This is a genomic window from Spongiibacter thalassae, from assembly GCF_012272835.1.
In the GTDB taxonomy this organism is placed as follows: domain Bacteria; phylum Pseudomonadota; class Gammaproteobacteria; order Pseudomonadales; family Spongiibacteraceae; genus Spongiibacter; species Spongiibacter thalassae.
In genome coordinates this window covers 753259-775666 of the sequence record NZ_JAAWWK010000002.1, presented here as the reverse complement: position 1 = coordinate 775666, position 22408 = coordinate 753259, and the positions used below count along the sequence as shown (strand labels likewise).

Sequence of the window (22408 nt, the reverse complement as noted above, 5' to 3'; positions counted from 1 at the left end):
GCGACGGTAGCCGTTGGGTCCGGTTCCCGCCACAGCAGGGCTGTGTTGCAAGGGAAAACCGCCGACCGCCTACCCCAGAAGGCCACTATGCCGGGATTATGGCAGGGCCTCAAAATTTTTGAACAAGCAGTGTACCGGCGGCATTCTAGCTTTTAGCGCAGTGCCGGTACATAAACAATGTGCTGCCGCGATTTGCCAGCACCGCAGATGTGATAGAACTCTGTTAAAGCGACGTACATAAGACGTTACCGATATTTGGCGCGTATACCCTGGTGCCTACTGTATTAGACGAACGACGATCAGCGCGAAGTCGCGCCGAGTAAGAGCGGCAAAAGAACGCCGCAAACCAATGAGAACACTGCCAACATTGGCCAGCCGCCCAAAAGGCGCGCGCAACTCATTGCAACGCTTATAGATGCTCAATCACATGAGCGGCCTGTTAAATCCCGGCTTTTGGGATTTTTTAGCTCATGAAAAGAATGTTAATCAACGCGACTCAACCAGAAGAGTTGCGTGTTGCCCTCGTTGACGGGCAGCGTCTTTACGATCTGGATATAGAAAACCGCACCCGCGTACAAAAAAAGGCCAACGTCTATAAAGGCAAGATCACCCGCGTAGAACCCAGCCTTGAAGCCGCCTTTGTTGATTTTGGCGCCGAGCGTCACGGTTTCCTCCCCCTCAAAGAAATTTCCCGCGAATACTTTTACCGCGCCCCCTCCGACGTTAATGGCCGCGCCAAAATCAAGGATCTGGTCAAGGAAGGCACTGAGGTTATTGTTCAGGTCGAAAAAGAAGAGCGCGGTAACAAAGGCGCTGCACTGACCACGTTTATCAGTCTTGCCGGCCGCTATATGGTGCTGATGCCCAATAACCCCCGCGCGGGCGGCATCTCACGTCGCATTGAGGGCGAAGAACGCGCCTCCCTGCGCGACGCACTCAACAGCATTAATATCCCGGAAAGCATGGGCGTTATCGTGCGCACCGCGGGTATCGGTCGCAGCTCCGAGGAGCTGCAATGGGACCTGGATTACCTCCTTCACCTCTGGTCAGCCATCAAGCAAGCCGGCGAAGACCGCAAGGCACCGGTGCTGATCCTGCAGGAAAGCAACGTCATTATCCGCGCCATTCGCGACTATTTACGCGACGATATCGACCAGGTACTGATTGATTCCGACGAATCCTACGACGAAGCCATGCACTTCGTCGAACAGGTCATGCCACACTTCAAGAACAAAGTACGGCGCTATCAGGACGCGGTCCCCCTGTTCAATCGCTACCAGATCGAATCGCAGATCGAGTCGGCCTTCCAGCGCGAAGTTTCCCTGCCCAGCGGCGGCTCTATCGTTATCGACCCCACTGAAGCTCTGGTATCGATCGACATCAACTCCGCCCGCGCAACCAAGGGTGGCGATATCGAAGAAACCGCCCTGCAGACCAATCTCGAAGCCGCGGACGAAATCGCCCGACAGTTGCGATTGCGGGACATAGGCGGCCTGATCGTCGTCGATTTCATCGACATGATGGCGGCAAAAAATCAGCGCGAAGTGGAAAACCGCATTCGCGATGCCATGGAAGCCGACCGCGCACGTATCCAGATCGGGCGCATTTCACGCTTCGGCCTGCTGGAAATGTCACGTCAGCGGTTGCGCCCCTCTCTGGGTGAAACCAGTGCCAAAGTCTGCCCTCGCTGCAGCGGTCAAGGCACAATTCGCGACACCAAATCCCTTGCACTTTCTATTCTCCGCCTGGTTGAAGAAGAAGCCAACAAGGAAAAAAGCGCAGAAATACGCGCGGTTGTCCCGGTTAACGTGGCGTCCTATCTGCTTAATGAGAAACGCACCGCTATCTACGCCGTTGAACAGCGCTCCAATGTTCGCGTCGTCGTAATCCCCGCGCCGCACCTGGATACTCCCCATTTTGAAGTGATGCGCCTGCGCGAGAACGATATCGAAGGCGAGAGCGAAGTCAGCTACAAAATGGCTCCCGAAGCGGAAACAGCAGAAGAAGTCCACGCCAATGAACTCGGCGCAGCACCCGCTGCCCCAGCCGCAGTAGTGAGAACACTCGCACCCAAGGCTCCTGCCCCCACACCCGCCGCAAGCGCCCCGGAGGCACCTGTTGCCGCGACAGAAACCCCGCAGCAGCCCGGCTTTTTCAGCAAACTCGGCAAAGGGCTGGCAGCCTTCTTTAAAGGGGAAGAGCCCGCCCCCGAACCGGAAGTCAAACCAGAACCCAAGCCCGCGCCCCGCAATCGCGGCGGCAACAACAACGGCAATCGCGGCGGTAACAACCGCAACCGCAATCGCAATCGTCGCCCAGGTGGCGACCAGCGCCAACGCGGCAACCGCCGTGACAATGACGAAATTGTTGATAACCGCCAGAGTGACAAATCCGGCAATGCCGGCAACGAAGGGCGTAACGAAAGCCGCAACAAATCTGGCGACGAGCGCAACGAAGGACGCAACAACAGTCGCGGAGAGCGCCGTCCACGCAATAATGACAACCGCCAGGACAAAGGCAATCGCAACGAGCGCAACGACAATAGCAACGAAACCAAAGTAGACAACACCGACACCGGTAACAGCAACGACACCGGCAATAGCGAGAACAGCTCTGGCGGCAATCGCCCCAAACGCCGTGGTAACCGCAAGCCACGCGGCCCGCAAGAGCGCAAGCGCACGGCGGCACCGGTTGAGGATAGTACCGAAACCAACAACGCCCCCAACGATGCCGGGCAAGCGCCTCAAGCTGAGCGCGCACAGGAAAGCAAGGCTGAGGTGAAACAAAACACCGCCGCCGACAACCGCGACCAGCAACCCAAGGCATCAGCACTGACGCAGGACGGAGCTGAAAGCGTTGCCAGCAGCAAGGTAGACGAGACCCCTGCCTCGGCAGCAACACCAGCCGCCGAAGCAAAGGAAGCGCCGAACGCCGCTACTGACAAGCCCACCGAGGCTGCCGCAGCGCCAGAAGCCCCCAAGCCCGTCGAAGCTCCCAAGCCTGCCGAAACCGAGGAAGCAGCGGCTGCTGACGAGGAAGCGCCGGCTCCAGCCAGCGAGCCCGAGACGGTAGCAGAAGTTCCTCAGGAGCAGGCCGCACCAGCGGAGCCCAAGAAGAAAGAAGCCCTGCCGGAAGCGGTCAATGACAGTCCCGCTGTCGAAGCCCGTAAGCCGGCACCTGCTGCCAAGGTCACCCTGCAAAATCAAGGGGAACAGCCCGGCAAGGCCGAACTTGTGCGCCCGGAAGGCCGCGCGGCCAATGATCCAAGGGTCGCCCCCAAACCGATTACCGAGGTCAAAATTGACACCGGCAGTCCTCAGCCACCGGTTCTGGACCCCAATGTGATGGCGCAGCCGGACCCCAATCGTCCGAAAATGCCACGGGCCGCCAACGATCCCAGAAACTGATCGAGTCGCGACCTCAGCAAGCGTAGTTCGCGGCACTCGCCACGGACTGCGCCGCTACCCGAACCCGGCCCAGCGCCGGGTTTTTTCGCTCAAAATTTCGCCACATCAAACTGATTTATAAGTCTTTTTTGCAATACCGCTTGTTTCGGAAATAAACCTATGTATAATCTCGGGCTTCTGCGGAGGGGTGGCTGAGTGGTCGAAAGCACCGGTCTTGAAAACCGGCGACGGGCGACCGTCCCAGGGTTCGAATCCCTGCCCCTCCGCCATTTAATCCCCTTTCAATACCCCTCTCGCTCAGCGTAAATTCAACGTCAACACCATCACCCCCATATTGAATTTTCAGCTTCTGCCCCCATCTAATGAATATCTATAAGTAGTACTGGCAGCCCGTGGGTAACGCTTGATTTAAGCCCCCCGGTGACAGACTATATAGACTTCTGAAAGGCTCTTTCACTACGGAGATCAACATGCAAGAGAAATCAGTATTTCAATCGACCGCCGCAATAGGCCAGCAGTCTGTTGAAATCAGCAAGGTACTGCGCAACACCTATATGCTGCTCGGTTTGACGCTGCTTAACAGCGCTGCGTTTTCAGCCATTGCAATGGCTCTGAACCTCGGCCGCGGCACCGCGCTGGTATTGTCTCTGCTCGGTTTCGCTATGCTGTTCGTGGTAAACGCCACGGCCAACTCCAGCAAGGGCCTCGCCGCCATCTTTGTTTTCACCGCCTTGATGGGTGCCTCCATTGGCCCGATGCTGCAAATGTATCTGGCACTGCCCAACGGCGCAGAACTGGTAATGCAAGCCCTCGGCGGCACCGCATTGGTCTTTTTTGGCTTGTCTGCCTATGCCCTGACCACCCGCAAGGACTTCTCCTTCCTCGGCGGCTTTTTGATGGTCGGACTGCTTGTTGTGGTAGTCGCGAGTATTGCCAACATCTTTTTTGCGGTACCAGCGGTTTCCCTGGCTATTTCAGCAGCAGCGGTCTTCATTATGTCCGGCCTGATCCTGTTTGACACCAGCCGTATCATCCACGGCGGTGAGACCAACTATATCCGCGCCACCGTCGCGCTGTACCTCGATATTTACAACCTGTTCGTCCATTTGCTGCACCTTCTCGGTATTTTCGGCAGCGACGACTAAGGCCCCACCCCACCCCGTCATGGGGTGGGGACTCCCCCTCTTTCTCCCATGTCTGTCTTTGCACTGATGGTCAGCGCTCATCCCAACGATCGAGCCAGTCTTCATGCCCTGCAACTGGCCCGCGCGGCCTCCGCTGGAGGCCACTCTCTGGCGATGGTGTTTTTCATTCACGATGGCGCCAACATTGCCGACAACCGCCGCGACACCCCCCTCAGCGACCAGTGGCGAGCGCTGGCTGAACAAGCGCACTGCGAATTGGTGGTGTGCAGCGGCAGCGCCAATGAGAGAAATATTCTAGACACCCCTTCCGCCCGCCGGCAGGGTTTGGCACAAGCCACGTTGCGGGAGGGCTTCGTCATTGGAGGTCTGGCCCAATGGCAGGCCGCCGCATCGACCGCCACTCGAACCCTCAGACTGGGGGCTTGATGCTTATTCTGATAAGCCAGGCGAAACTGGCCAAACCGGCAGCGGACCTTGCGTTGACCGCCATCGCCTTTGGCGAGACCGTCGACCTCGTGCTCTGGTCTGCCGCTCTGGAAGCCCTGCATCAGCAGGAAATCACGACGCGACTTGCTGAATTTGGTATCGACCAGCTCTACATCCTTTCCTTACCCGGCGAGAGCACATCGACGGAGGACAGCGTTGCACCGCTCCGTCTTTTACCCCTGTCCGCAGAAGAGCTTCGCAGTAAGATACTCGCGAGCGACCGCATAGAGGCCTTTTGACTTGATATTGCATATTATCCAGTCTTCCGAGGGGTTCCGTCGCGGCCTAGCGTTATTCGCCGAAGACGATACACTGGCGCTACTCGGAGAGGCGGTCACCCTGCTCAATCATCCGACGACCCTCGACTGCCTGGGCAGGTCTGTTTACGCCCTTGCCACAGAGCTCGAGGAATTCTCCATTGCCCCCCACTCGGGGATTAAAGCCATCGATTATTCCGTACTGATCGACCTTTGCGAACAGCACAGCCATTGCTTGAGCTGGTAGAATCCCTCCCTCGCACTATCGCTTTAACTACCCCAGGATTGGACAACTCTATGACAGAACATCCCTTCGCCCCCTATGTGCGTATTCTCGGCAAGGGCAAGTCCGGCGCCCGTTCGCTGACCCGCGAGGAGGCCAATATCGCGATGGGCATGATTCTGCGCGGCGAGGTCGATCCAGTGCAGCTGGGTGCATTTCTGATGTTATTGCGGGTCAAGGAAGAAAGCGCCGAGGAACTGGCGGGCTTTGTCACAGCCGTACGCAGCCACTGCAACGCTCCGGAAATTGCCATCGACCTCGACTGGGCCAGCTATGCCGGCAAACGTCGCCAACACCCCTGGTATTTATTAGCAGCCCTCGCACTGGCCGATAGCGGATTGAAAATCGTCATGCACGGCGCCGCGGGCCATACCGCTGACCGCGTGTACAGCGAACACCTGCTGCGGGAGCTGGGCGAGACAGTGACCGACAACTGGGAAGACTGCGCGGTGGCGGTTGCCGAGCGCCGCTTCGCCTATGTTCCCCTCCGTCAGGTTTCTGCGCCGCTGCAAGATATTATCGAATTACGCAACCTGTTCGGTCTGCGCTCCCCTGTACACACTCTCTCGCGGCTGCTGAATCCGCTTAACGCCCCCTACTCTGTGCAAAGTATTTTCCATCCTGCCTACGGCGACAGCCACCAACGCGCGGCGCAACTGCTCGGGCAAGCTCATGCGGCGGTCTTCAAGGGGGAGGCAGGGGAAGCCGAGCGCAAACCCGAAGCCACCTGCACCGTTAAATATGTACACAACGGCGAACTCAGCGAGTGTGAGTGGCCGCGGTTGTTGGAGGGGCGCCAGCCCTGGCAGGAACAGCTGGATGTGGGCACCCTGCGCGCAGCCTGGTGCCACAACGACCTCAGCGACTATGGCCATAACGCCATTCTCGGCACCATCGCGATTGTCCTGCAACTGCGAAACCCCGACTGTTCGCCCGATGAATGCCTGCAACAGGCCGCTGAAATCTGGCAGAACCGAGATCTGCAGCGCCTTCAAACGAGCAACTGATAATGAGCATTACCCCTATTCAGCCCGAGGCATATCCGCAGTTGCTGGCAGATAAAGTCAGCGACTTCGCCAGTTTATTTGCCGACCTTGGACTTCCTGCCCCAAAGGTTCATCCCTCCCCGGCTGAGCATTACCGCATGCGCGCGGAATTTCGTATCTGGCACGACAACGACGAGCTGTACTACGCGATGTTCGATCCCGCCCAGCCGAAAATTCCGGTGCGAATCGATTATTTTCCCACCGCCTCCGCCAGCATATGCAGGTTGATGCCGGTGCTACGCCAAGCCTTGCAAAATAACGAACATCTGCGCCACCGGCTGTTTCAGATTGAGTTTCTCAGCACACTCAGCGGCGACATGATGGTTACACTGATTTATCACCGCAAACTTGACGACACCTGGCAGGCCGCAGCCGAGGGTCTTGCACAGGATCTGAACATCACCATCATCGGACGCAGCCGCAAACAAAAGCTGGTACTAAGTCGTGACTATGTCGAGGAATGCCTGCCGATCGCTGGCCGGGAGTATCACTACCGTCAGTACGAGGGCGGCTTTACTCAGCCCAATGCACACATCAATTGCGCGATGATTGAGTGGGCTCTGGCCCATCTGGCGGGCAGCGAGTCCCGTGACCTCGTCGAGCTGTACTGCGGGAATGGCAACTTTACCGCCCCTCTTGCCGGGGCTTTCCGCCGCGTGTTGGCGACAGAAATATCGAAAACTTCAGTCAAGGCCGCCCGGGAAAATTTTGCACTGAACCACATCGACAATGTGGAGATCCTGCGCATGTCCAGCGAGGAATTTACTGCGGCATTAAATGGCGAGCGGGAGTTTCGCCGTCTGGAGAATATCAATCTTGCGGACTACACCCTCGACACCATTCTTGTCGATCCCCCACGGGCGGGCCTCGACGACGCCACCCGCGCCCTGGTCGCCCGCTTTAAACGTATTCTGTACATCTCATGTAACCCGCACACCCTGCATCGGGACTTGCAACAATTACACAAAACCCACCATTGCGAGCAGCTCGCGATGTTTGACCAGTTCCCCTACACTGAACACCTTGAGTGCGGCGTTTTACTGACTGAAAGAGATGAGCTATGCCCGTCAAGCTGACAGAACATGAAATAGAAGACGCGTTGAAAAAGCTACCGAACTGGCAGCGTGAGGGCGACACCTTGCGGCGGGAATTCCAGTTCAAAAACTTTCTCGACGCCTTTGCCTTTATGACGAAAGTCGCCATTTGCGCCGAAAAAATTGACCATCATCCCAATTGGTCAAACTCGTACAATAAAGTGGTTATTTCACTTACCACCCACGACGTGGGTGGCCTCACCCCCCGTGACCTGGCACTGGCGGAAGCGATAAACCGGGAAGCACCTTAGGCACTACTCACAGTACCGCCACCCCCAGCTCGGTCAGGCGCCTGCTGAGGTAGTCGTCCAGCACCTCGAGCTCTTCAGGGTGGACATCCACCACGGCGATATTGTGCGCTTTACAGTGTTTTTCACGCTCAAGCCGAGCGGCGAGCTGGTCAGCATGTTCCTGGCCGCTCCACAACTCGATACTCGCCGTGGCCTCCGGCAGGTAAAAATCGCACACGGAATTGGCGGCACCCAGTGGAAACTCTACCGCATAACGCAGCCCAGCGAGAAACAGCCAGTTTGCGACGACGGTGCGACCATAGCTGTCGTGGCGATTGCCATCAATACTGCACCAGGTGGAAGGATCACTGAGGTCAATATTGTCCCGTTTTCTCAAGGTGAGCAACGCCGGTTGCTGAATAATATCCTCCGGCCACATAACATAGACTTGACCGGATTGCGGATTTTCATACAGCTGCGCGCCGTGTTTGACCCCGGCCGGCGTCGGTTCCCACCCCCGGCGTCCCGAGCGAATCCACCCCATCACACTCAGGTAGCGATTGACCTGGCGGGCACTGACCGACAGGCTGCGGCCAATATCAGCAGGAGCAAGGCTGCGCTGGCTTTCCATTGCGCGCAACAGCGGGTGGTCCACAATGGTCGCCGGCCAAACGATATAGCGCCCATAGCGCTTGCTGTTGACATAGCGCCCCCCTTCGAATTCACCCTTCGCGGTTAACTCCCAGGTGTTATCAACATTGCGTATCCAGCCATAGTCCTTGAGAGTGGCAAACAGCTGTTGCAGTGGCAGCTCAAGTAAACGCGCCAGTGCCGATGTCGAGAGACCATCCCGAGCCATCGTATCACACCGCCGGGTAGCGGGCCTTGAGCCCGCGATAGACGGCATCGGCATAGTCCTGTGCAGAGGGGTCCAGACTGGCTAACACCTCGACAAGGTGGACATTGTCTTCACGTCCCTGCCAGATTTTGATGTAGCTGCCGTCTTTATAGCCGTGATCCTGGCGGAAGAAGTTGAGCACGTTCTTGCCCACGTATTGGCGGTACAGACTGGTAAAATCCAGATCCACCGCGTGCAGCAAATCCCGAAACACAACAACGGAAAAGCTTTTTCGCGACAGCGCATCGGCGGCGAGGGCCTCGGTGGCAAGCAACACATTCGCAGCATGGGGGCGCGGGCTCGCGTCAAGTTCATCGATCATTTCCTGAGCAATCTCCGCCGCCGCCACGCCCGGACGAATCAGGGCGCTCATACCAAAGTGCCAGATATCAACCACTTCCATTTGCACCTGTTCGATGTCAGCGTGCTGCTTTTTCCACCATTTATAACCCTGGTGATCCATCAACTCTGCGCATTCTATCCACACCGCGCGATACCACTCGAAGTTCTGCGCAGGCCATTCGGGATGCACGCGCTGGTTCATCCGATCCTGCATTTCGAGCATGGTGGTAAAGGCTTGAAGGTATTGTTGATGAGACACTGCCCGCTCCTGATCAAAAGAAATGGGCTCCATCATACAAGCATGGACGCAGGCGATACAGAAGGTTTGTGTTTTTTGGAGGGTGCCTGACAGGCTGTTACGTGTTGCCTTGGACTCCGGCGAGGCAAGCCTGATCCAGCAAAAAGTTGGGGGTTACCCTGAGTACCTGCCGCATTAAGCCAGTATATTTCACCGCAAGGCACCGCGGATATAAAATCGGCAGTCAATCAGGACTTCGCAGGACGATAGCGGTTCCCCAACACCATCAGATAACCCATCACCTTGAGATCAACACTTTTACGCATATCGCGCTCTACTCGCTGACGAATAACATTGGGTAACTGGGCTTCAAAATTTCCACCGTAGACCACCCTATCCTGCTCGGGAATAAGCACCACTGACGATGCGGGGCCGTGCATGGAATAACGTTTACACCGGTTTATACGGGGCTGCCACATAACTCTAACCTCTGAGATAAGAGCACTCTCTCAAGCGCAGCGCTCAACGACCTGCCCGAGACTGCATCGCAGCAGGCGCCCGCAGGAAAAATCAACGATGGGCACCGTGCCACCGTTGGCGAGAGAGGACACCAGTGCAGGGGGCAGGTCCAACAGACAAATCATATTCCGGGGAGACTCTGCGTAAGGAAAGATCACCATCAGATCGTAGGCCACACCGCCGTGGGTGCCTTCACGCTCGCACAGTTCAAACTCGGCCGCCTCAAGATGAGTCGGAAACGCCCGGTCGAGCCCCAAATGCCCGACAACGCCGTTATCGTCGTACCCAATTAAATAACTCGCGACCAACATGGCATATTCTTCCACCAACAAAACATGCCCTGATTGTTCGCTTTCGCGGCCACATTTGCTATCCGTTGTACTACCTACCGGACTCCGCGTATGGCGAAAAAAACGGCTTATTGCCGCGGCAGTCGCAGGTTTTCAGCCTGCAGTGACGGGCGGCAATTACTGCGCCAGGGATTGATATCCAGACCGCCTCGACGCAGGTACCGAGCATAAACGGTCAATTCGCAGTCTCCGGCCAGATTGATGATGTCGCAGAAAATTTGTTCCACGCACTGCTCGTGAAAGTCGTTCTTCTGACGAAAGGCAATCAGGTAACGCAGCAAGCCCTCCTCGTCGAGCATGGGGCCATTAAGTTCGATAGCAACACTTGCCCAATCCGGCTGCGCAGTGACCGGACAGCGAGAGCGCAGCAGATCACTGAAATAGCGCTGCTGGCCACTGCCGCCGGCCAACGCCAGCAGCCCCGCATTTGGCGAATAGCAGTCAACGTCGATATCAAGCCGGTCAAGACACACACCCGACAGGGACTGCAACGGCAAATCCTCGCCCCATCCAGCCGGGGTATACACACTCACCTCAACAGGGGCGCCACAAGCCGCTGACAGGTCCTTGGCCAACACCTCCCGCAAAGACTCTACATTATCGAGGCGATGCTGGTTAAAGGAGTTGAGATACAATTTGAACGACTTTGACTCGACAATATGGCTGGAAGATGCGGGAAAGCGAAACTCCGCACAGGCCACCTGAGGCTTGCCCCGGGAATTAAGCCAGGACAGCTCATAGGCATTCCAGATATCTACCCCGTCGAAGGGCAACACCGCGCCAATACCGAGTATATCGCGCCCAGTGAAACGGGGAATCGGGTGGAGAATTTCCGGCCGGTATTGCTCCGGGTAGCTGACACTCTCCCCCAACGGGCCGTGACTGATGTGCTCCATTACTCGTATCTCCTACTGCCGCAGACGCGTGCCGCTGCGCAACAAATACATACAGTAGGCATAGGCCAGCACCGTAAAGACCCCGACCATCGCGAAGGCAACACCAATATTGACGTCTGATACACCGAGCACGCCATAGCGGAAGGCATTAACAATATAAAGCATGGGGTTCAGCCGCGACACGTCGGCCCAGAACTCCGGCAGCATATCGATGGAGTAAAATACACCTCCCAGGTAGGTCAGCGGTGTCAGCACAAACACCGGCACGATGGAGACATCATCGAAATTATTGGCAAACACCGCGTTAATAAACCCCGCCAGCGAAAACATGACAGAGGTCATCAGCACAATAGTTATGGTGACACCGATATGCTGAATATTCAGGTCGGTGAAAAACAGCGACAACAGCGTCACGATCAGGCCAACCAGCAAGCCTCGGGCCACACCACCGAGGACAAAGCCCCACAGCACGGTGTTGTTCGACATGGGCGAGACCAGAATTTCCTCAACAAATCGCTGAAATTTGGCGCCGAAAAAGGACGACACAACGTTGGAATAGGCATTGGTAATCACTGCCATCATAATCAGTCCGGGAACCACGAACTCCATATAGGTGAAGCCACCCATTGTGCCAATGCGCGAGCCAATCAAGGTGCCGAATATCACAAAATACAGCGACATTGTGATGGCCGGAGGCAGCAGGGTTTGCATCCAGATGCGTAGAAAACGACGCACTTCCTTGCGCACGATGGTGACAAAGGCGATCCATTGTTCTGCAGCGGTCATGTCGATTTATCCCTCTGGTCGGTGTTACTTCTTTGCCAAAAGAGACACGAACAGCTCTTCCAGTCGGTTGGCTTTATTACGCATACTGCTGATTTCAATGCCCTGCTCACTAAGCAGGCGGAACACCTCGTTCAGCGAACCGCCCTTTTCCAAGGCCACCTCCAGCATATGGTCGTCCACTCGCTCCACTGCATAACCGGGCAGCGACAGCGCCTCGGGCAGGCACGCCGTGCTATCGAGAATAAACACCTCCCGGTGGAGCTGTTTCAACAGCGCCTTCATATTGGTGTTTTCCGCGATTTCGCCACTGTCAATAATGGCGATGTTACGGCACAGACTTTCGGCTTCTTCGAGGTAGTGGGTAGTCAGAATGATGGTGGTACCGCGGCGGTTAATATCTGCCAGAAAGGTCCACATCGACCGGCGCAGCTCAATATCCACCCCGGCCGTCGGCTCGTCGAGTATCAGCAGGCGCGGCTCGTGTACCAGTGCCCGGGCGATCATCAACCGACGCTTCATCCCACCCGACAGCATGCGCGAGGCGACCTTGCGCTTGTCCCACAGATCCAGTTGCCTCAGATAGGCCTCGGCCCGTTCAGCGGCGAGAGAACGGCTCAGACCGTAATAGCCTGCCTGATTGACAACGATATCCCACACGGTTTCAAAGCTGGAAAAATTGAACTCCTGGGGCACCACGCCAATGTCTTTTTTGGCATTGGCGAGGTCATCGTCAATCGATTTACCAAATACCCTTACTTCGCCGGAAGTCTTTTTCACCAGTGAACAGATAATGCCAATGGTAGTCGACTTTCCCGCGCCATTCGGGCCGAGCAAGGCAAAAAAATCACCTTCGTTCACATCGAGGTCGATGCCCTTCAGAGCCTCGAAACCATTGCCATAGGTTTTGCGCAATCCCTTGATTTCCAGGGCTTTGCTCATAATGAATTCCCAATATTATGTAACAGACAGAAAAGCACGGGGGCGTATTTTGCCACGGTGGCCGGATCGAATACACTAAAGCCTGTTAACACTGATTGGACCTACCGTGACTACAAGCCGACACCGATACTACCAGAATTTATACGATGAACTGTGCCTGGTCTGCGTAAACCAGCTGAGCGATTATGCACCGGAGGGCAGCGATACTGCAGAATTCCTCAACCGGGTGCGCACTCTGCAGTCTTCCCTCGGCGACCCCGACAGCGCCCAGGAGGGACAGGCATTACTGAGTCAGATCGTCGCCAGCTTTCCGCTTATCACCCCGCAAATGCACCGCGACCTGCTGTGGTTTTTTGGCGGCGACTGCCTCCACTATCTGAGCGACGAGGAGTTGGACAAATATCAGCTGCTGGAAGAGCGCTACTATGAAGCCGGCAGTGATGGCGACGACGGTCTCTATCGCAATCTTCGCGCCCAAACCTTTGGCCTCCACTGAGGCCCCGCAACTCCCCTCGGAGCTGGCATCCATTTTTTCCGGACAAAAAAAAACGAAGCTATAGAGCTTCGTTTTTTATTTGGAGCGGGATATCGGGTTCGAACCGACGACCTGTACCTTGGCAAGGTACCGCTCTACCAACTGAGCTAATCCCGCGTTTTAACACTTTTCCGGTGAACACACCTGCGCTACACCTGACTATCTTTTTGAATTTACTGCCTTTTATGGCACGGAATAATAATTCCGGTAAATTCACGTGTCAACAGGCTTAACACCTGTCTGACGCCTTTAGTCGCCTTGCCGCACATCGTCGACAGTGCTGAATAAATGGCGTCCCCTAGGGGACTCGAACCCCTGTTACTGCCGTGAAAGGGCAGTGTCCTAGGCCACTAGACGAAGGGGACGCCGCAAACCTCCCAACCGTGTTAGCGGCTGAAAGCGGCGGCAATTTTAGATATCTCCCCTGACATCGTCAAGGACTGAATAGCCAAAATCAACCGCATTCGGCTGGGGAAAAGTATGGCTTCTTCTCCCCGGCATTACCGGACCGTCAGCTCCGATAGTGCGAAATAAATGGCGTCCCCTAGGGGACTCGAACCCCTGTTACTGCCGTGAAAGGGCAGTGTCCTAGGCCACTAGACGAAGGGGACGCCGCAAACCTTTCAGGCCGCGAGTCACTTGTTGCCTGAAAGTGGCGCGAATTTTAGGGAGCCAGGCCGCCCCCGTCAAGTCGCTTTTTGTCGCGGAGGTGAAATATTTTAAATTTAAGTTAAATCCGTTTGTTTTTTACGCAAACTGCACAGATTTTCGTCAATCTTCGTCTTTATCCAGTGACAGCGACAGGGAGTTAATACAGTAACGCAGCCCTGTGGGCGCTGGTCCATCGGGAAACACATGGCCAAGATGGGCATCGCAGCGGGCGCAGACCACCTCTTCCCTCACCATACCGTGACTGGTATCCCTGTTTACTGCAACGACCTCCTCCGCGACCGGCTGATAGAAACTGGGCCAACCCGAGCCGGAGTCGTATTTGGTGGCGGCATCGAACAGCACCTCTCCGCAACACCGACACAGATATTTGCCCGGAGAATGCTCGTTGTAATACTCACCGGTAAAGGCGCGCTCGGTGCCCTTCTCCCGGCACACGTGGTAGGCGTCGGCACCGAGAAGCTCCCGCCACTCGTCCGCTGTTTTAACGACTTTTTCCATCAAAATCACTCCATTGTCGGTTTGCCAAAGGGTACACTATGCTTCTGAATAGCCGACGATTTTTTCCGTCGGCACACTGCCCTGCCCGCACGTGAACGCGGGTAACCCAAGCATGTTTGCAAGAAGGCTATTATGTCTCGTTACTACAAGTCCAGTAAGCTCAGCGATGTATGCTACGACATTCGCGGACCGGTGTTACAGCGCGCGAACGAACTGGAAGAAGAAGGCTACCGTATTCTGAAGCTGAATATCGGCAACCCGGCCCCCTTTGGTTTTAACGCCCCGGACGAAATTATCCAGGACGTGATTCATATGCTGCCGGAAAGCGAGGGTTACAGCGACTCCAAAGGTCTGTATTCAGCGCGCAAGGCGGTGATGCAGGAATGCCAGAAGGTGGGCATTCCCGGCGTTGAAGTCAATGACATTTACCTGGGTAACGGCTGCAGTGAACTGATTACCATGGCAACCCAGGCCCTGCTGAATATCGGCGACGAAGTCTTGATTCCCGCACCGGATTACCCGCTGTGGACCGCAGTGGTCTCCCTGAGCGGCGCTAAACCCGTGCATTACCTCTGCGACGAAGACAACGACTGGCAGCCCTCGCTGGAAGATATTCGCAGCAAGATCACCGACAAAACCCGGGCAATTGTCATTATCAACCCGAACAACCCCACCGGCGCAGTTTATAGCCGGGAGATGCTGATCGAGCTGGTGACTATCGCCGAGGAATTTGGCCTGGTGGTATTCGCCGATGAGATTTACAGCAAAATCCTCTACGACGATGCCGTGCATATTCCCCTGGGCAGCTTGAATCAGAATGTGCTGTGCCTGACCTTTAACGGCCTGTCCAAGGCCTATCGCCTGGCGGGTTTCCGCAGTGGCTGGATGATCGTGTCCGGCGCCAAGGATCAGGCAGAAGACTATATTGAAGGGCTTAATATGCTGTCTTCGATGCGCCTGTGCGCCAATGTTCCTGCCCAGCACGCGATTCAAACCGCGCTCGGCGGCTACCAAAGTATCAACGAGCTGATTCTTCCCGGCGGCAGGCTGCTTGAGCAGCGCGATCTCGCCTGGAAAATGCTCAACGACATTCCCGGCGTCAGCTGCACCAAGCCCGCGGGCGCACTGTATATGTTTCCCAGGCTCGACCCCGAGGTTTACCCGGTGGCCAATGACGAACAGCTGGTACTGGATTTGCTCAATCAGGAGAAAATTCTGCTGGTACAGGGCAGCGGCTTTAACTGGCCGACCCCGGACCATGTCCGCATTGTCTTCCTGCCCAACAAGCTCGACCTGGCCGACGCGATCGAGCGCTTTGCCAACTTCCTCAAGGGCTACCGTCGCAAACTCCGCGCGGTCAGCTAGTCTCGCCCTCAAGCCGATAGTGCAGCACTTTCAGTGCGCCGTCGGCGCTCTTGTCGGGAAAATCTGCTCTCCCCGGCAGGCGCGCTACCAGACGCGCTGACGGGCACTCCGCCGCCATCACCTCGCGCAGGAACTGCTCGGGCATTAGTGGAGAATTGAGGCAGGCCAGAATATCTCCCCCTTCACGGCACAGTTCAGGCAGTTTGCGCGCCAGGCGGGCGTAGTCCTTTGCCGCATCAAAGCTGCCCGGCTGTCGCGAGGGCGGATCGCAGATCACAATGTCGAAGGGGCCTTCGCGACGGAGCCGTCCCCAGGAGCGGAAAATATCGTGTCCCAGATAGATGGTGTCGCCCTCCTCAACCCCATTAAGTTCATGGTTGCGCTTGCCTCGACGCAGGGCCGCCTTGCTCATGTCGATATTGACCACGCCATCGGCCCTGGCGGCGTGGGCGGCAACGGAAAACGCACAGGTGTAGGAAAACAGATTAAGTAGCCGCGCCCCTTCCGCCCGCTCCGCCAACCAACGGCGGGCGGGCTGCATATCCATGAAATAGCCAATATTCTGCTGCCCACCCAGACTCAGCTCAAAGCGCAGGCCGTTCTCGACAGCGTACATCTCATCGGGCACATCACCCCAGAGCGGCTCACAGTCATTGCCACGGAGATAGCGGTGTTGCACCAGAGCCGCATCCACAACACCGCCAAATCGTGCTTTAAGCTGATGACAAAACTCCCCCCAAAATGCTTCCGGTGGCTGTCGATACAGCACGATCCACAGCACTGGCGAAAAATAATCGACCGTCAACCACTCCAACCCGGGATAACACTGGCCCCGCCCATGAAACAGCCGTGTCGCCTCCGGCGCTTCGGAAAATATCGACGACCAGTCTTCCACCCTCGCCAGTTCGGCAAAATCGTCGAAGGTCGGCGGAGTAATAATACTGTCACTCATAGTCAATCCTGTTGTGTATTCGAAATCGGAGTCGCGGTGTCCGCCGACTGTTCGTCATCGCCGAATTCCAGACCGACGCGATACATCACCTGATCCCGATAGCCGGTAATTACCGGAATATACCCACGCCACTCGCAATCCAGCTGAGGGTCGTTGGTGTCCACCAACAGGGGGCGCCCCTCAAGGCGGCTCAGCTTGCTTTTGCTGGCCACTACACGAAAGCGATCTCGACCGATACGCCGGATTAAGCCGGGGGTAAGTTGTTGGTTGCCACGCCCGAGAATATGCCCCTGTCCACCGATCGCGGTGATATAGGCGTACACCTCGCCATGATGAGCGTCCAGCGCCGCGGCAATTTGCGCAGCGTTAGCGTCACTGACCAGGCACTTCCCGCCCTTCACCAGGTCAAAACCCAACAGCGTGTTGGGCAAGCCCATAGCCTCCATCAGACACTCGGTGGTGCTCCCGGGACCGATAATATACAGGGCGTCATCGTCGATATTTTCCAGAAAATCCTCGGCGATATCCGCCAACACCAGCTCCTCGACCTCGCGCCCCCCTTGTTTGACCTGCTGGAGAAAGCCGCCCAACCTCGGCACCTGCATTTCACCGTAATGCTTTGCCCGCACCTGCCCCCGGCGGAAAGCTGCCTCGTCAATATCCCGAACCTCGGCAGAGGCGACTTCAACCAGACCACCGCGGATCAGTGCATCAACAATTTCCGCGGCGGCCTCCGGACTCACCGCATACACCCCTGAGTGCATCTTTACCCCCGCGGGAAGGCCGAGCACTGCTTGCTGTTCGCCGACCGCCGAGCAAATATCCCGCGCGGTGCCATCCCCACCGACAAACAACACCAGATCAACCCCATGCCCCTGTAGCGCCTGAGCCGCACGCCGACTGTCTGCGGCAGTGCTCGGTTCGTCCTGCGCTTGCCCAAGGGCGGTAAAGGACAAGGCCGCTGCCCGTGCCCACTCGCCGGCCATTGCGCCGTCAAAGCCATACACTCCAACACGCCCGCCGTGGCGCTGGGCAATCAGGCTCAAGCAACGCTGCGCACGTTCACCGGCGCGACTGATCGCGCCGGCCTTCAGCTCAGCCGGCAGATCGTCGCTGCCCTTGAAACCCTCCGGTCCGCCCAGCCCGGCGTAAGGGTTGACGATAAGCCCGAGCTTAAACACCTTTGCTCTCCGTTAAGGACATAACAACCATGAAACCTCCAACATATACGATCAATTACTTACCCCTTTGCGCTGGTAAATATTCGCCCACTGGTCTTCACTGAACCCATAGGGTAAAAACTCCTCCTTTGTTTTTACCCATCGCGGCATCAGGGGAACACTATGGCGTCATACTTTCAATTACTCAGCACCGACCTGGCAGAGCTGAAAAAAGCGCCCTGCCTTGCCCAGCATGTGTTTCAACAGCGCTACGGTGCCTCTCTGGTCGATGACGACGGTCGGGAAATCCCCATCAGTAACGACGCCATAGACAAATGCTTGCAGGCATTGGCTGGCAGCAATGACGAGTTTATCTGTGTCCTTGCAAGGCGCTCAGGACATTAAGCTGAGCCTTATCGACAGCCCCATCGAATACAAACTCACAACGACTCAACTCCCGACGCGGCGGATAGTGCTTGCGCAGGGCATCGAAAGCCCCACCGGGGTCATCTGCCCCCAGGCTGGCCAGAAAACGTTGATGATCCTCCTTCGGGTTGTAGGCCGACAAGGCCGCCGCCTGCCAGGGTTCCCCACAATCCTGCACCGACACCTGCGGCGCGGTTAATGCCGCAGCGACTTCTGACGGCCAGCTCTGTTCTTCGCTCACCCCAAGCACATTCGCCAGCGCCTCAGCCACCATCGCCGCGCCCTTGAACTTGCCGTCGAGGCTGTAGCCGGCGATATGTGGTGTGGCGATGGCACAGCGCGCCGCCAGTTCGGCGGACACCACAGGCTCCCCCTCCCACACATCCAGCACCAGCTGAATATCCGGCCTCAGGGCAGCTAACTCCAGCAACACGCCGGTGGCCACTACCTCTCCGCGCCCGGCATTCAGCAGCAGGGCACCCTTTGGCAGTCTCAGCAACTGTTCCAACGACAGCAGGTGATAGCTGGGAAATGGCCCGGTGCGGGTCAACGGCGCGTGCAGGCACAGCACATCACAATGAAGTACTTCGTCGATGCCCACCAGACGTGGGTCACTTTGGGCATCGATCAGCGGATCATAGGCGACACAGCCGATACCCAGGCCCGACACCCGCTCGGCCAGCCGTCGCCCGACATTACCGTAACCAATGATCCCCAAGCGTCCTCCCCCCAGCAGCCGGGCCATGTAGTCATCGACCGCGCACAGCGAGCAGACGACATAATCCACGACAGAATCTGCATTACTGCCTGGTGCTGTACACCAATTAATAGAGCGCGACTCTAAATACTCAATATCCAGATGGTCACTGCCAATGGTGCAGGAGCCGACAAAGCGCAGCTTTGTCGCCTTGGCAAGCAAGGCGGCATTGACCCGGGTTACCGAGCGGACAATCAGCACATCGGTATCGACCAATGCCTCCGGGGACAGACCCCGGCCGGCAAAGGTGACGACGCTGCCAAATCGGCTGAAGAACGCCTCGGCCATCGGGATATTTTCATCGACAAGTATATTCACACCCTAAAACCTCATTCTGCTGAAATCTGCGCACAGCGGCGCAGCAAGCGTTGCTGGTAGTCCCTGGAAAACCCGACCTCAAGGCAAAACGCTCGCAGCCCTTCGCTATCTACCGGACGCCGGGCCAGCTCTTCCGGGCACCCCGCCACTGCGACATCCCGTCGCAATCGGGTGAGCTCGCGGTAGAGAAACACTTCGCTGCGCTGACTGGCGAATTTCGCCGCCAGTGTCGCCGCGCCGCGCACCGGTAGCAGGGCCAATTGATCCAACTGCCCATAGATATCCTCCAGTGAGGAGAACCGCTGGAATATCGCCTTGGCGGTCTTCTCACCCACTCCCTTCAGGCCGGGAATATCGTCGCTGGCATCGCCCAATACAGCTAGATAATCCGCCAGTCGCGCACAATCGAGTTGCCGTTCCTGTTGCCACAGGGCGCGACTTCGGGGCGGCTCGCCAATATGCCACAGCTCGTCGCTATCTCCAGTCAAGACCTGGGCCAGATCCTTGTCTCGACTGATCACGGTTACCGGCCAGTCCATGTTCTGAGCCACCGCTGCCGCGCTGGCAATCAGGTCATCAGCCTCAAATTCAGCGCTGGAGAAGCAGGGAATACCCAGCAGTTCCGCCACTCGCCGACAGCATGCCAACTGAAAGGCCAGGGCCTCGTCCGGCAAGGCGCGACGCGATTTGTATTCAGGATAGAGGGCCTCGCGAAAGCCGCTGCCCAGACTCTCGTCAAAGGCCGCCATTAGATGGTCGGGCTTGCGCTGACGCAGCAGCGACAACACGGTATCGATAAAGCCCTCCACCGCATTGAGGCCAAAACCCTCGGGGCTGACAAAGTCGCTGCTACGGGAAAAATACGCCCGAAAAATATAGATCGATGCATCCAGGCAGTAGAGTCTGGGCGCCGTCATCGGCACAGCGCGCGCAGGCTTATGCCCTGCATCACGGCGTTCAGTGAGACGCCATTGGCGGCGCAGAGGGCGCGGAACAACTGCTCCGCCCTGGGCGGCAAGCCCACCCGCTGATAGGCTTTAGCCCGCTGCCAGACCGCCAGTTTGAAAGGAAATTCATCCCGTTTCCCCGCGCCCAGGTTGTCGATACTGACCTGGAAGTCGAGGCCGGCCGCCAGAGCGAAAAACCACTCTATCGCCTGAGGTGTTGCCTCCACCCGTTCAAATTCCCGCTGCCGCTCGACTGAACGGCCATCGGGCTCATACCAGTAACCATAGTCGGCGAGCTGCCGACGCTGCTCGCCCGCCACACACCAGTGGGCGGCCTCGTGCAGGGCACTGCGGGGAAAATCTTCGCGATAGTAGACCCGGTGAAGGTCGCCCGCCTCCCCTGGCTGGTAATAGGGTTCATCGGCCCCACCCACCAGTTCACAGCGATAGCGCTGTCGAAAGCAGTCGTTAAACACCGCCTCGATGTGGCGGCACTGCGCCAACTCGCTGACGGCTTCCTGCAACAGCCCGTTCGCGGCACACTGATTAATCATTGTATAACAGTCCGCATTTACCCGACTCCGCCGCGGGCTGGCAGGGCTGCTCACCCAACCACTGGAGATAACTCGGGCTGAGAAATTCGGCTCCTGCTAATAAATGGGCCAGATAGCGGTCTTCGGGAAGTAACCCGGCACACACAAAGGCCGGGTTGGCCACATAAATCCAGGTGGCCACCGCCCCAGCGGCGGTATCGACCAGCATCCGCTCGCGGCTGTAACGCACCGGAGTCCCTTCAAATACATCCATTTTATCCAGTTCAGCGTCATCACTCAGTGTGTACAACACCCCCTCGACACCACCACCGGTAGCCGCCACAACATTGGCATAGGCCACCCCCGGGCAGGAATGGGAATGCTTGTTAAACCGCAGCGCATAGCCCCGCAGCGAGGCTGCCTCGGCATGGACGAAATGCAAGCCACGTGCACGCATCCGCGCCGGATTCATATTCGAGCCGTAGGCGAAATAACAGGGCTTATTCTGAAAACTTGTCATTAAAAACTTGGCAAATAGCGAAAGTGAAGGTAATTTTATCAGAAAGGGATACCACCGCACTGGTTGTCGCATCCCGCGCCGCCAGGTGGATTGCCCCGCTACGTGAGGAAATGCTATGACTCCACGTAACCCCGGCCCTTCTTCGACGGCGAAGATTCTCCCCTTTCCTGCACAACGCTCCAAAACGGAGCAACGCAAAATTTTACGACTCTCCCCCGAGTACGATGGCCAGTGTCTGCTTTACAAACATCAGGCCCTGTCCAGTGAAAAGCTCTACGCCATCCGCATTCTTTGCTGGGCACGTCTGGCCGATGGCCGCACCGTGGCCCTGGTGCCCTGGCTCGGTGGCGTCTCCCGCTGTATAGACCTCGACAACCCTCAAACCGGGCAGGCCAGCGGCTACTACGACCCCAAAACCGAGCGCTGTTATTCCGCGGTGCCAAATCACCATATTACGGCGCTGGACACCGTACTGGAAAACGCTCCGCCAAGCCGAACTACCAATAGTCAAGCAGTTCAGGAAATTCCCGATATGATCGGCAGTCACGCGGCCATCCTCAACGACGAGCAGGAATACGTGCTCGAATCGGTGGTCAGCTGGCAGCTTTGCGACAACGGCGAGATGAAGGCCATGCTCGCCGACCCGAAAAAAATCACCCAGCTACCGGTATTGGCGGGGGACCCCTGCCTTTACGCTGCCCAGGACAACAGTGGCTTCCGCTACTACTTCCAATACCACATAGCCAATCAGATAAAGAATGGCGGCGCAATGAGCACCCGCGCGCTGAACAAGTTGCTGCATCCCTGAT

The 22408-nt window shown here is 57.0% G+C and carries 26 protein-coding genes and 5 tRNA genes; 13 read left to right on the top strand and 18 right to left on the bottom strand.

The genetic code is table 11. The features are described 5' to 3' along the window. Positions 1-470: 470 nt before the first annotated feature. Both rne and HCU74_RS07770 read left to right on the top strand, forming a co-directional pair. The gene (gene rne / locus HCU74_RS07775; RefSeq protein WP_168449821.1) at positions 471-3407 is read left to right on the top strand and encodes a ribonuclease E; all 2937 of its coding nucleotides are present in this window, start codon (positions 471-473) and stop codon (positions 3405-3407) included. Between the two features lie 181 nt (positions 3408-3588). Further along, positions 3589-3676: transfer RNA gene (locus HCU74_RS07770), tRNA-Ser, on the top strand. Here HCU74_RS07770 and HCU74_RS07765 read toward each other — a convergent pair. Further along, positions 3604-3691, bottom strand: a tRNA-Arg gene (locus HCU74_RS07765). The two genes, HCU74_RS07770 and HCU74_RS07765, sit on opposite strands and share 73 nt — an antisense overlap. Positions 3692-3877: 186 nt before the next feature. Here HCU74_RS07765 and HCU74_RS07760 point away from each other — a divergent pair. The 7 genes from HCU74_RS07760 to HCU74_RS07730 are packed head-to-tail and all read left to right on the top strand — an operon-like array spanning position 3878 to position 7969. Next, the gene (locus tag HCU74_RS07760; protein WP_168449820.1) at positions 3878-4552 is read left to right on the top strand and encodes a Bax inhibitor-1/YccA family protein; all 675 of its coding nucleotides are present in this window, start codon (positions 3878-3880) and stop codon (positions 4550-4552) included. Between the two features lie 48 nt (positions 4553-4600). Further along, positions 4601-4978 (top strand): DsrE family protein, encoded by a 378-nt coding sequence (locus HCU74_RS07755; RefSeq protein ID WP_168449819.1) that lies wholly within the window; start codon positions 4601-4603, stop codon positions 4976-4978. Next, positions 4978-5277, top strand: a complete 300-nt coding sequence (locus tag HCU74_RS07750; RefSeq protein ID WP_168449818.1) for a hypothetical protein — start codon at positions 4978-4980, stop codon at positions 5275-5277. Before HCU74_RS07755 ends, HCU74_RS07750 begins: the two co-directional genes overlap by 1 nt. A gap of 1 nt (position 5278) precedes the next feature. Next, positions 5279-5542 carry a DsrH/TusB family sulfur metabolism protein gene (locus tag HCU74_RS07745; protein WP_168449817.1) on the top strand — a complete coding sequence of 88 codons (264 nt, stop codon included), beginning with the start codon at positions 5279-5281 and terminating at the stop codon, positions 5540-5542. Between the two features lie 50 nt (positions 5543-5592). After that, complete coding sequence (locus tag HCU74_RS07740; protein ID WP_168449816.1) at positions 5593-6585, top strand: glycosyl transferase family protein; 993 nt, start codon at positions 5593-5595, stop codon at positions 6583-6585. Positions 6586-6587: 2 nt separating this feature from the next. Then, positions 6588-7700: a tRNA (uridine(54)-C5)-methyltransferase TrmA gene (trmA, locus tag HCU74_RS07735; RefSeq protein WP_168449815.1), complete on the top strand. Its 1113-nt coding sequence runs from the start codon at positions 6588-6590 to the stop codon at positions 7698-7700. Further along, complete coding sequence (locus HCU74_RS07730; protein ID WP_168449814.1) at positions 7685-7969, top strand: 4a-hydroxytetrahydrobiopterin dehydratase; 285 nt, start codon at positions 7685-7687, stop codon at positions 7967-7969. The genes trmA and HCU74_RS07730 overlap by 16 nt, the downstream gene beginning before the upstream one ends. A 7-nt stretch (positions 7970-7976) precedes the next feature. On the opposite strand, the gene HCU74_RS07725 is transcribed toward HCU74_RS07730, so the two are convergent. From HCU74_RS07725 to HCU74_RS07695, 7 genes are all read right to left on the bottom strand, one after another. Then, positions 7977-8807: a hypothetical protein gene (locus HCU74_RS07725; RefSeq protein WP_168449813.1), complete on the bottom strand. Its 831-nt coding sequence runs from the start codon at positions 8805-8807 to the stop codon at positions 7977-7979. Between the two features lie 4 nt (positions 8808-8811). Beyond that, positions 8812-9447: a dUTP diphosphatase gene (locus HCU74_RS07720; protein ID WP_428480335.1), complete on the bottom strand. Its 636-nt coding sequence runs from the start codon at positions 9445-9447 to the stop codon at positions 8812-8814. A gap of 227 nt (positions 9448-9674) precedes the next feature. Continuing rightward, entirely contained in the window at positions 9675-9905 is a 231-nt protein-coding gene (locus HCU74_RS07715) for a hypothetical protein (RefSeq protein WP_168449812.1), read from the bottom strand. A gap of 30 nt (positions 9906-9935) precedes the next feature. After that, positions 9936-10256, bottom strand: a complete 321-nt coding sequence (locus HCU74_RS07710; RefSeq protein WP_168449811.1) for a hypothetical protein — start codon at positions 10254-10256, stop codon at positions 9936-9938. A gap of 107 nt (positions 10257-10363) precedes the next feature. Next, positions 10364-11191 carry an NADPH-dependent 7-cyano-7-deazaguanine reductase QueF gene (gene queF, locus HCU74_RS07705; RefSeq protein ID WP_168449810.1) on the bottom strand — a complete coding sequence of 276 codons (828 nt, stop codon included), beginning with the start codon at positions 11189-11191 and terminating at the stop codon, positions 10364-10366. Positions 11192-11203: 12 nt separating this feature from the next. Beyond that, positions 11204-11977, bottom strand: coding sequence for an ABC transporter permease (locus HCU74_RS07700; protein WP_168449809.1), 774 nt, complete (start codon positions 11975-11977; stop codon positions 11204-11206). A gap of 24 nt (positions 11978-12001) precedes the next feature. Next, positions 12002-12916 carry an ABC transporter ATP-binding protein gene (locus tag HCU74_RS07695; RefSeq protein WP_168449808.1) on the bottom strand — a complete coding sequence of 305 codons (915 nt, stop codon included), beginning with the start codon at positions 12914-12916 and terminating at the stop codon, positions 12002-12004. 106 nt (positions 12917-13022) lie between these two features. Here HCU74_RS07695 and HCU74_RS07690 point away from each other — a divergent pair, with 106 nt between their 5' ends. After that, positions 13023-13412: a PA2817 family protein gene (locus tag HCU74_RS07690; protein ID WP_168449807.1), complete on the top strand. Its 390-nt coding sequence runs from the start codon at positions 13023-13025 to the stop codon at positions 13410-13412. 80 nt (positions 13413-13492) lie between these two features. Here HCU74_RS07690 and HCU74_RS07685 read toward each other — a convergent pair. The 4 genes from HCU74_RS07685 to msrB all read right to left on the bottom strand — a co-directional run bounded on the left by HCU74_RS07685 (position 13493) and on the right by msrB (position 14621). After that, positions 13493-13568: transfer RNA gene (locus HCU74_RS07685), tRNA-Gly, on the bottom strand. Between the two features lie 172 nt (positions 13569-13740). Further along, positions 13741-13816: transfer RNA gene (locus tag HCU74_RS07680), tRNA-Glu, on the bottom strand. 170 nt (positions 13817-13986) lie between these two features. After that, a tRNA-Glu gene (locus tag HCU74_RS07675) sits at positions 13987-14062 on the bottom strand. A gap of 160 nt (positions 14063-14222) precedes the next feature. Continuing rightward, the gene (gene msrB, locus HCU74_RS07670) at positions 14223-14621 is read right to left on the bottom strand and encodes a peptide-methionine (R)-S-oxide reductase MsrB (RefSeq protein WP_168449806.1); all 399 of its coding nucleotides are present in this window, start codon (positions 14619-14621) and stop codon (positions 14223-14225) included. A gap of 132 nt (positions 14622-14753) precedes the next feature. Here msrB and HCU74_RS07665 point away from each other — a divergent pair, with 132 nt between their 5' ends. After that, the gene (locus tag HCU74_RS07665; RefSeq protein ID WP_168449805.1) at positions 14754-15986 is read left to right on the top strand and encodes a pyridoxal phosphate-dependent aminotransferase; all 1233 of its coding nucleotides are present in this window, start codon (positions 14754-14756) and stop codon (positions 15984-15986) included. On the opposite strand, the gene HCU74_RS07660 is transcribed toward HCU74_RS07665, so the two are convergent. Then, positions 15979-16938, bottom strand: a complete 960-nt coding sequence (locus HCU74_RS07660; RefSeq protein ID WP_168449804.1) for a class I SAM-dependent methyltransferase — start codon at positions 16936-16938, stop codon at positions 15979-15981. The two genes, HCU74_RS07665 and HCU74_RS07660, sit on opposite strands and share 8 nt — an antisense overlap. Positions 16939-16940: 2 nt before the next feature. Then, the gene (locus tag HCU74_RS07655) at positions 16941-18119 is read right to left on the bottom strand and encodes an NAD(+)/NADH kinase (RefSeq protein WP_168449803.1); all 1179 of its coding nucleotides are present in this window, start codon (positions 18117-18119) and stop codon (positions 16941-16943) included. Between the two features lie 162 nt (positions 18120-18281). Here HCU74_RS07655 and HCU74_RS07650 point away from each other — a divergent pair, with 162 nt between their 5' ends. Further along, positions 18282-18503: a hypothetical protein gene (locus HCU74_RS07650; RefSeq protein ID WP_168449802.1), complete on the top strand. Its 222-nt coding sequence runs from the start codon at positions 18282-18284 to the stop codon at positions 18501-18503. Here HCU74_RS07650 and HCU74_RS07645 read toward each other — a convergent pair. The 4 genes from HCU74_RS07645 to HCU74_RS07630 are packed head-to-tail and all read right to left on the bottom strand — an operon-like array spanning position 18469 to position 21599. After that, on the bottom strand, positions 18469-19599 hold the full coding sequence (locus tag HCU74_RS07645) for a DUF3410 domain-containing protein (RefSeq protein ID WP_168449801.1): 1131 nt from the start codon (positions 19597-19599) through the stop codon (positions 18469-18471). The two genes, HCU74_RS07650 and HCU74_RS07645, sit on opposite strands and share 35 nt — an antisense overlap. An 11-nt stretch (positions 19600-19610) precedes the next feature. Beyond that, the gene (locus tag HCU74_RS07640) at positions 19611-20516 is read right to left on the bottom strand and encodes a 5'-3' exonuclease (RefSeq protein ID WP_168449800.1); all 906 of its coding nucleotides are present in this window, start codon (positions 20514-20516) and stop codon (positions 19611-19613) included. After that, positions 20513-21100: an elongation factor P hydroxylase gene (locus HCU74_RS07635; RefSeq protein ID WP_168449799.1), complete on the bottom strand. Its 588-nt coding sequence runs from the start codon at positions 21098-21100 to the stop codon at positions 20513-20515. Before HCU74_RS07635 ends, HCU74_RS07640 begins: the two co-directional genes overlap by 4 nt. Further along, positions 21093-21599, bottom strand: coding sequence for a gamma-glutamylcyclotransferase family protein (locus HCU74_RS07630; protein ID WP_168449798.1), 507 nt, complete (start codon positions 21597-21599; stop codon positions 21093-21095). The genes HCU74_RS07635 and HCU74_RS07630 overlap by 8 nt, the downstream gene beginning before the upstream one ends. A 115-nt stretch (positions 21600-21714) precedes the next feature. On the opposite strand from HCU74_RS07630, the gene HCU74_RS07625 reads away from it, so the two are divergent. Then, positions 21715-22407, top strand: a complete 693-nt coding sequence (locus tag HCU74_RS07625; protein ID WP_168449797.1) for a hypothetical protein — start codon at positions 21715-21717, stop codon at positions 22405-22407. Position 22408: the final 1 nt, after the last annotated feature.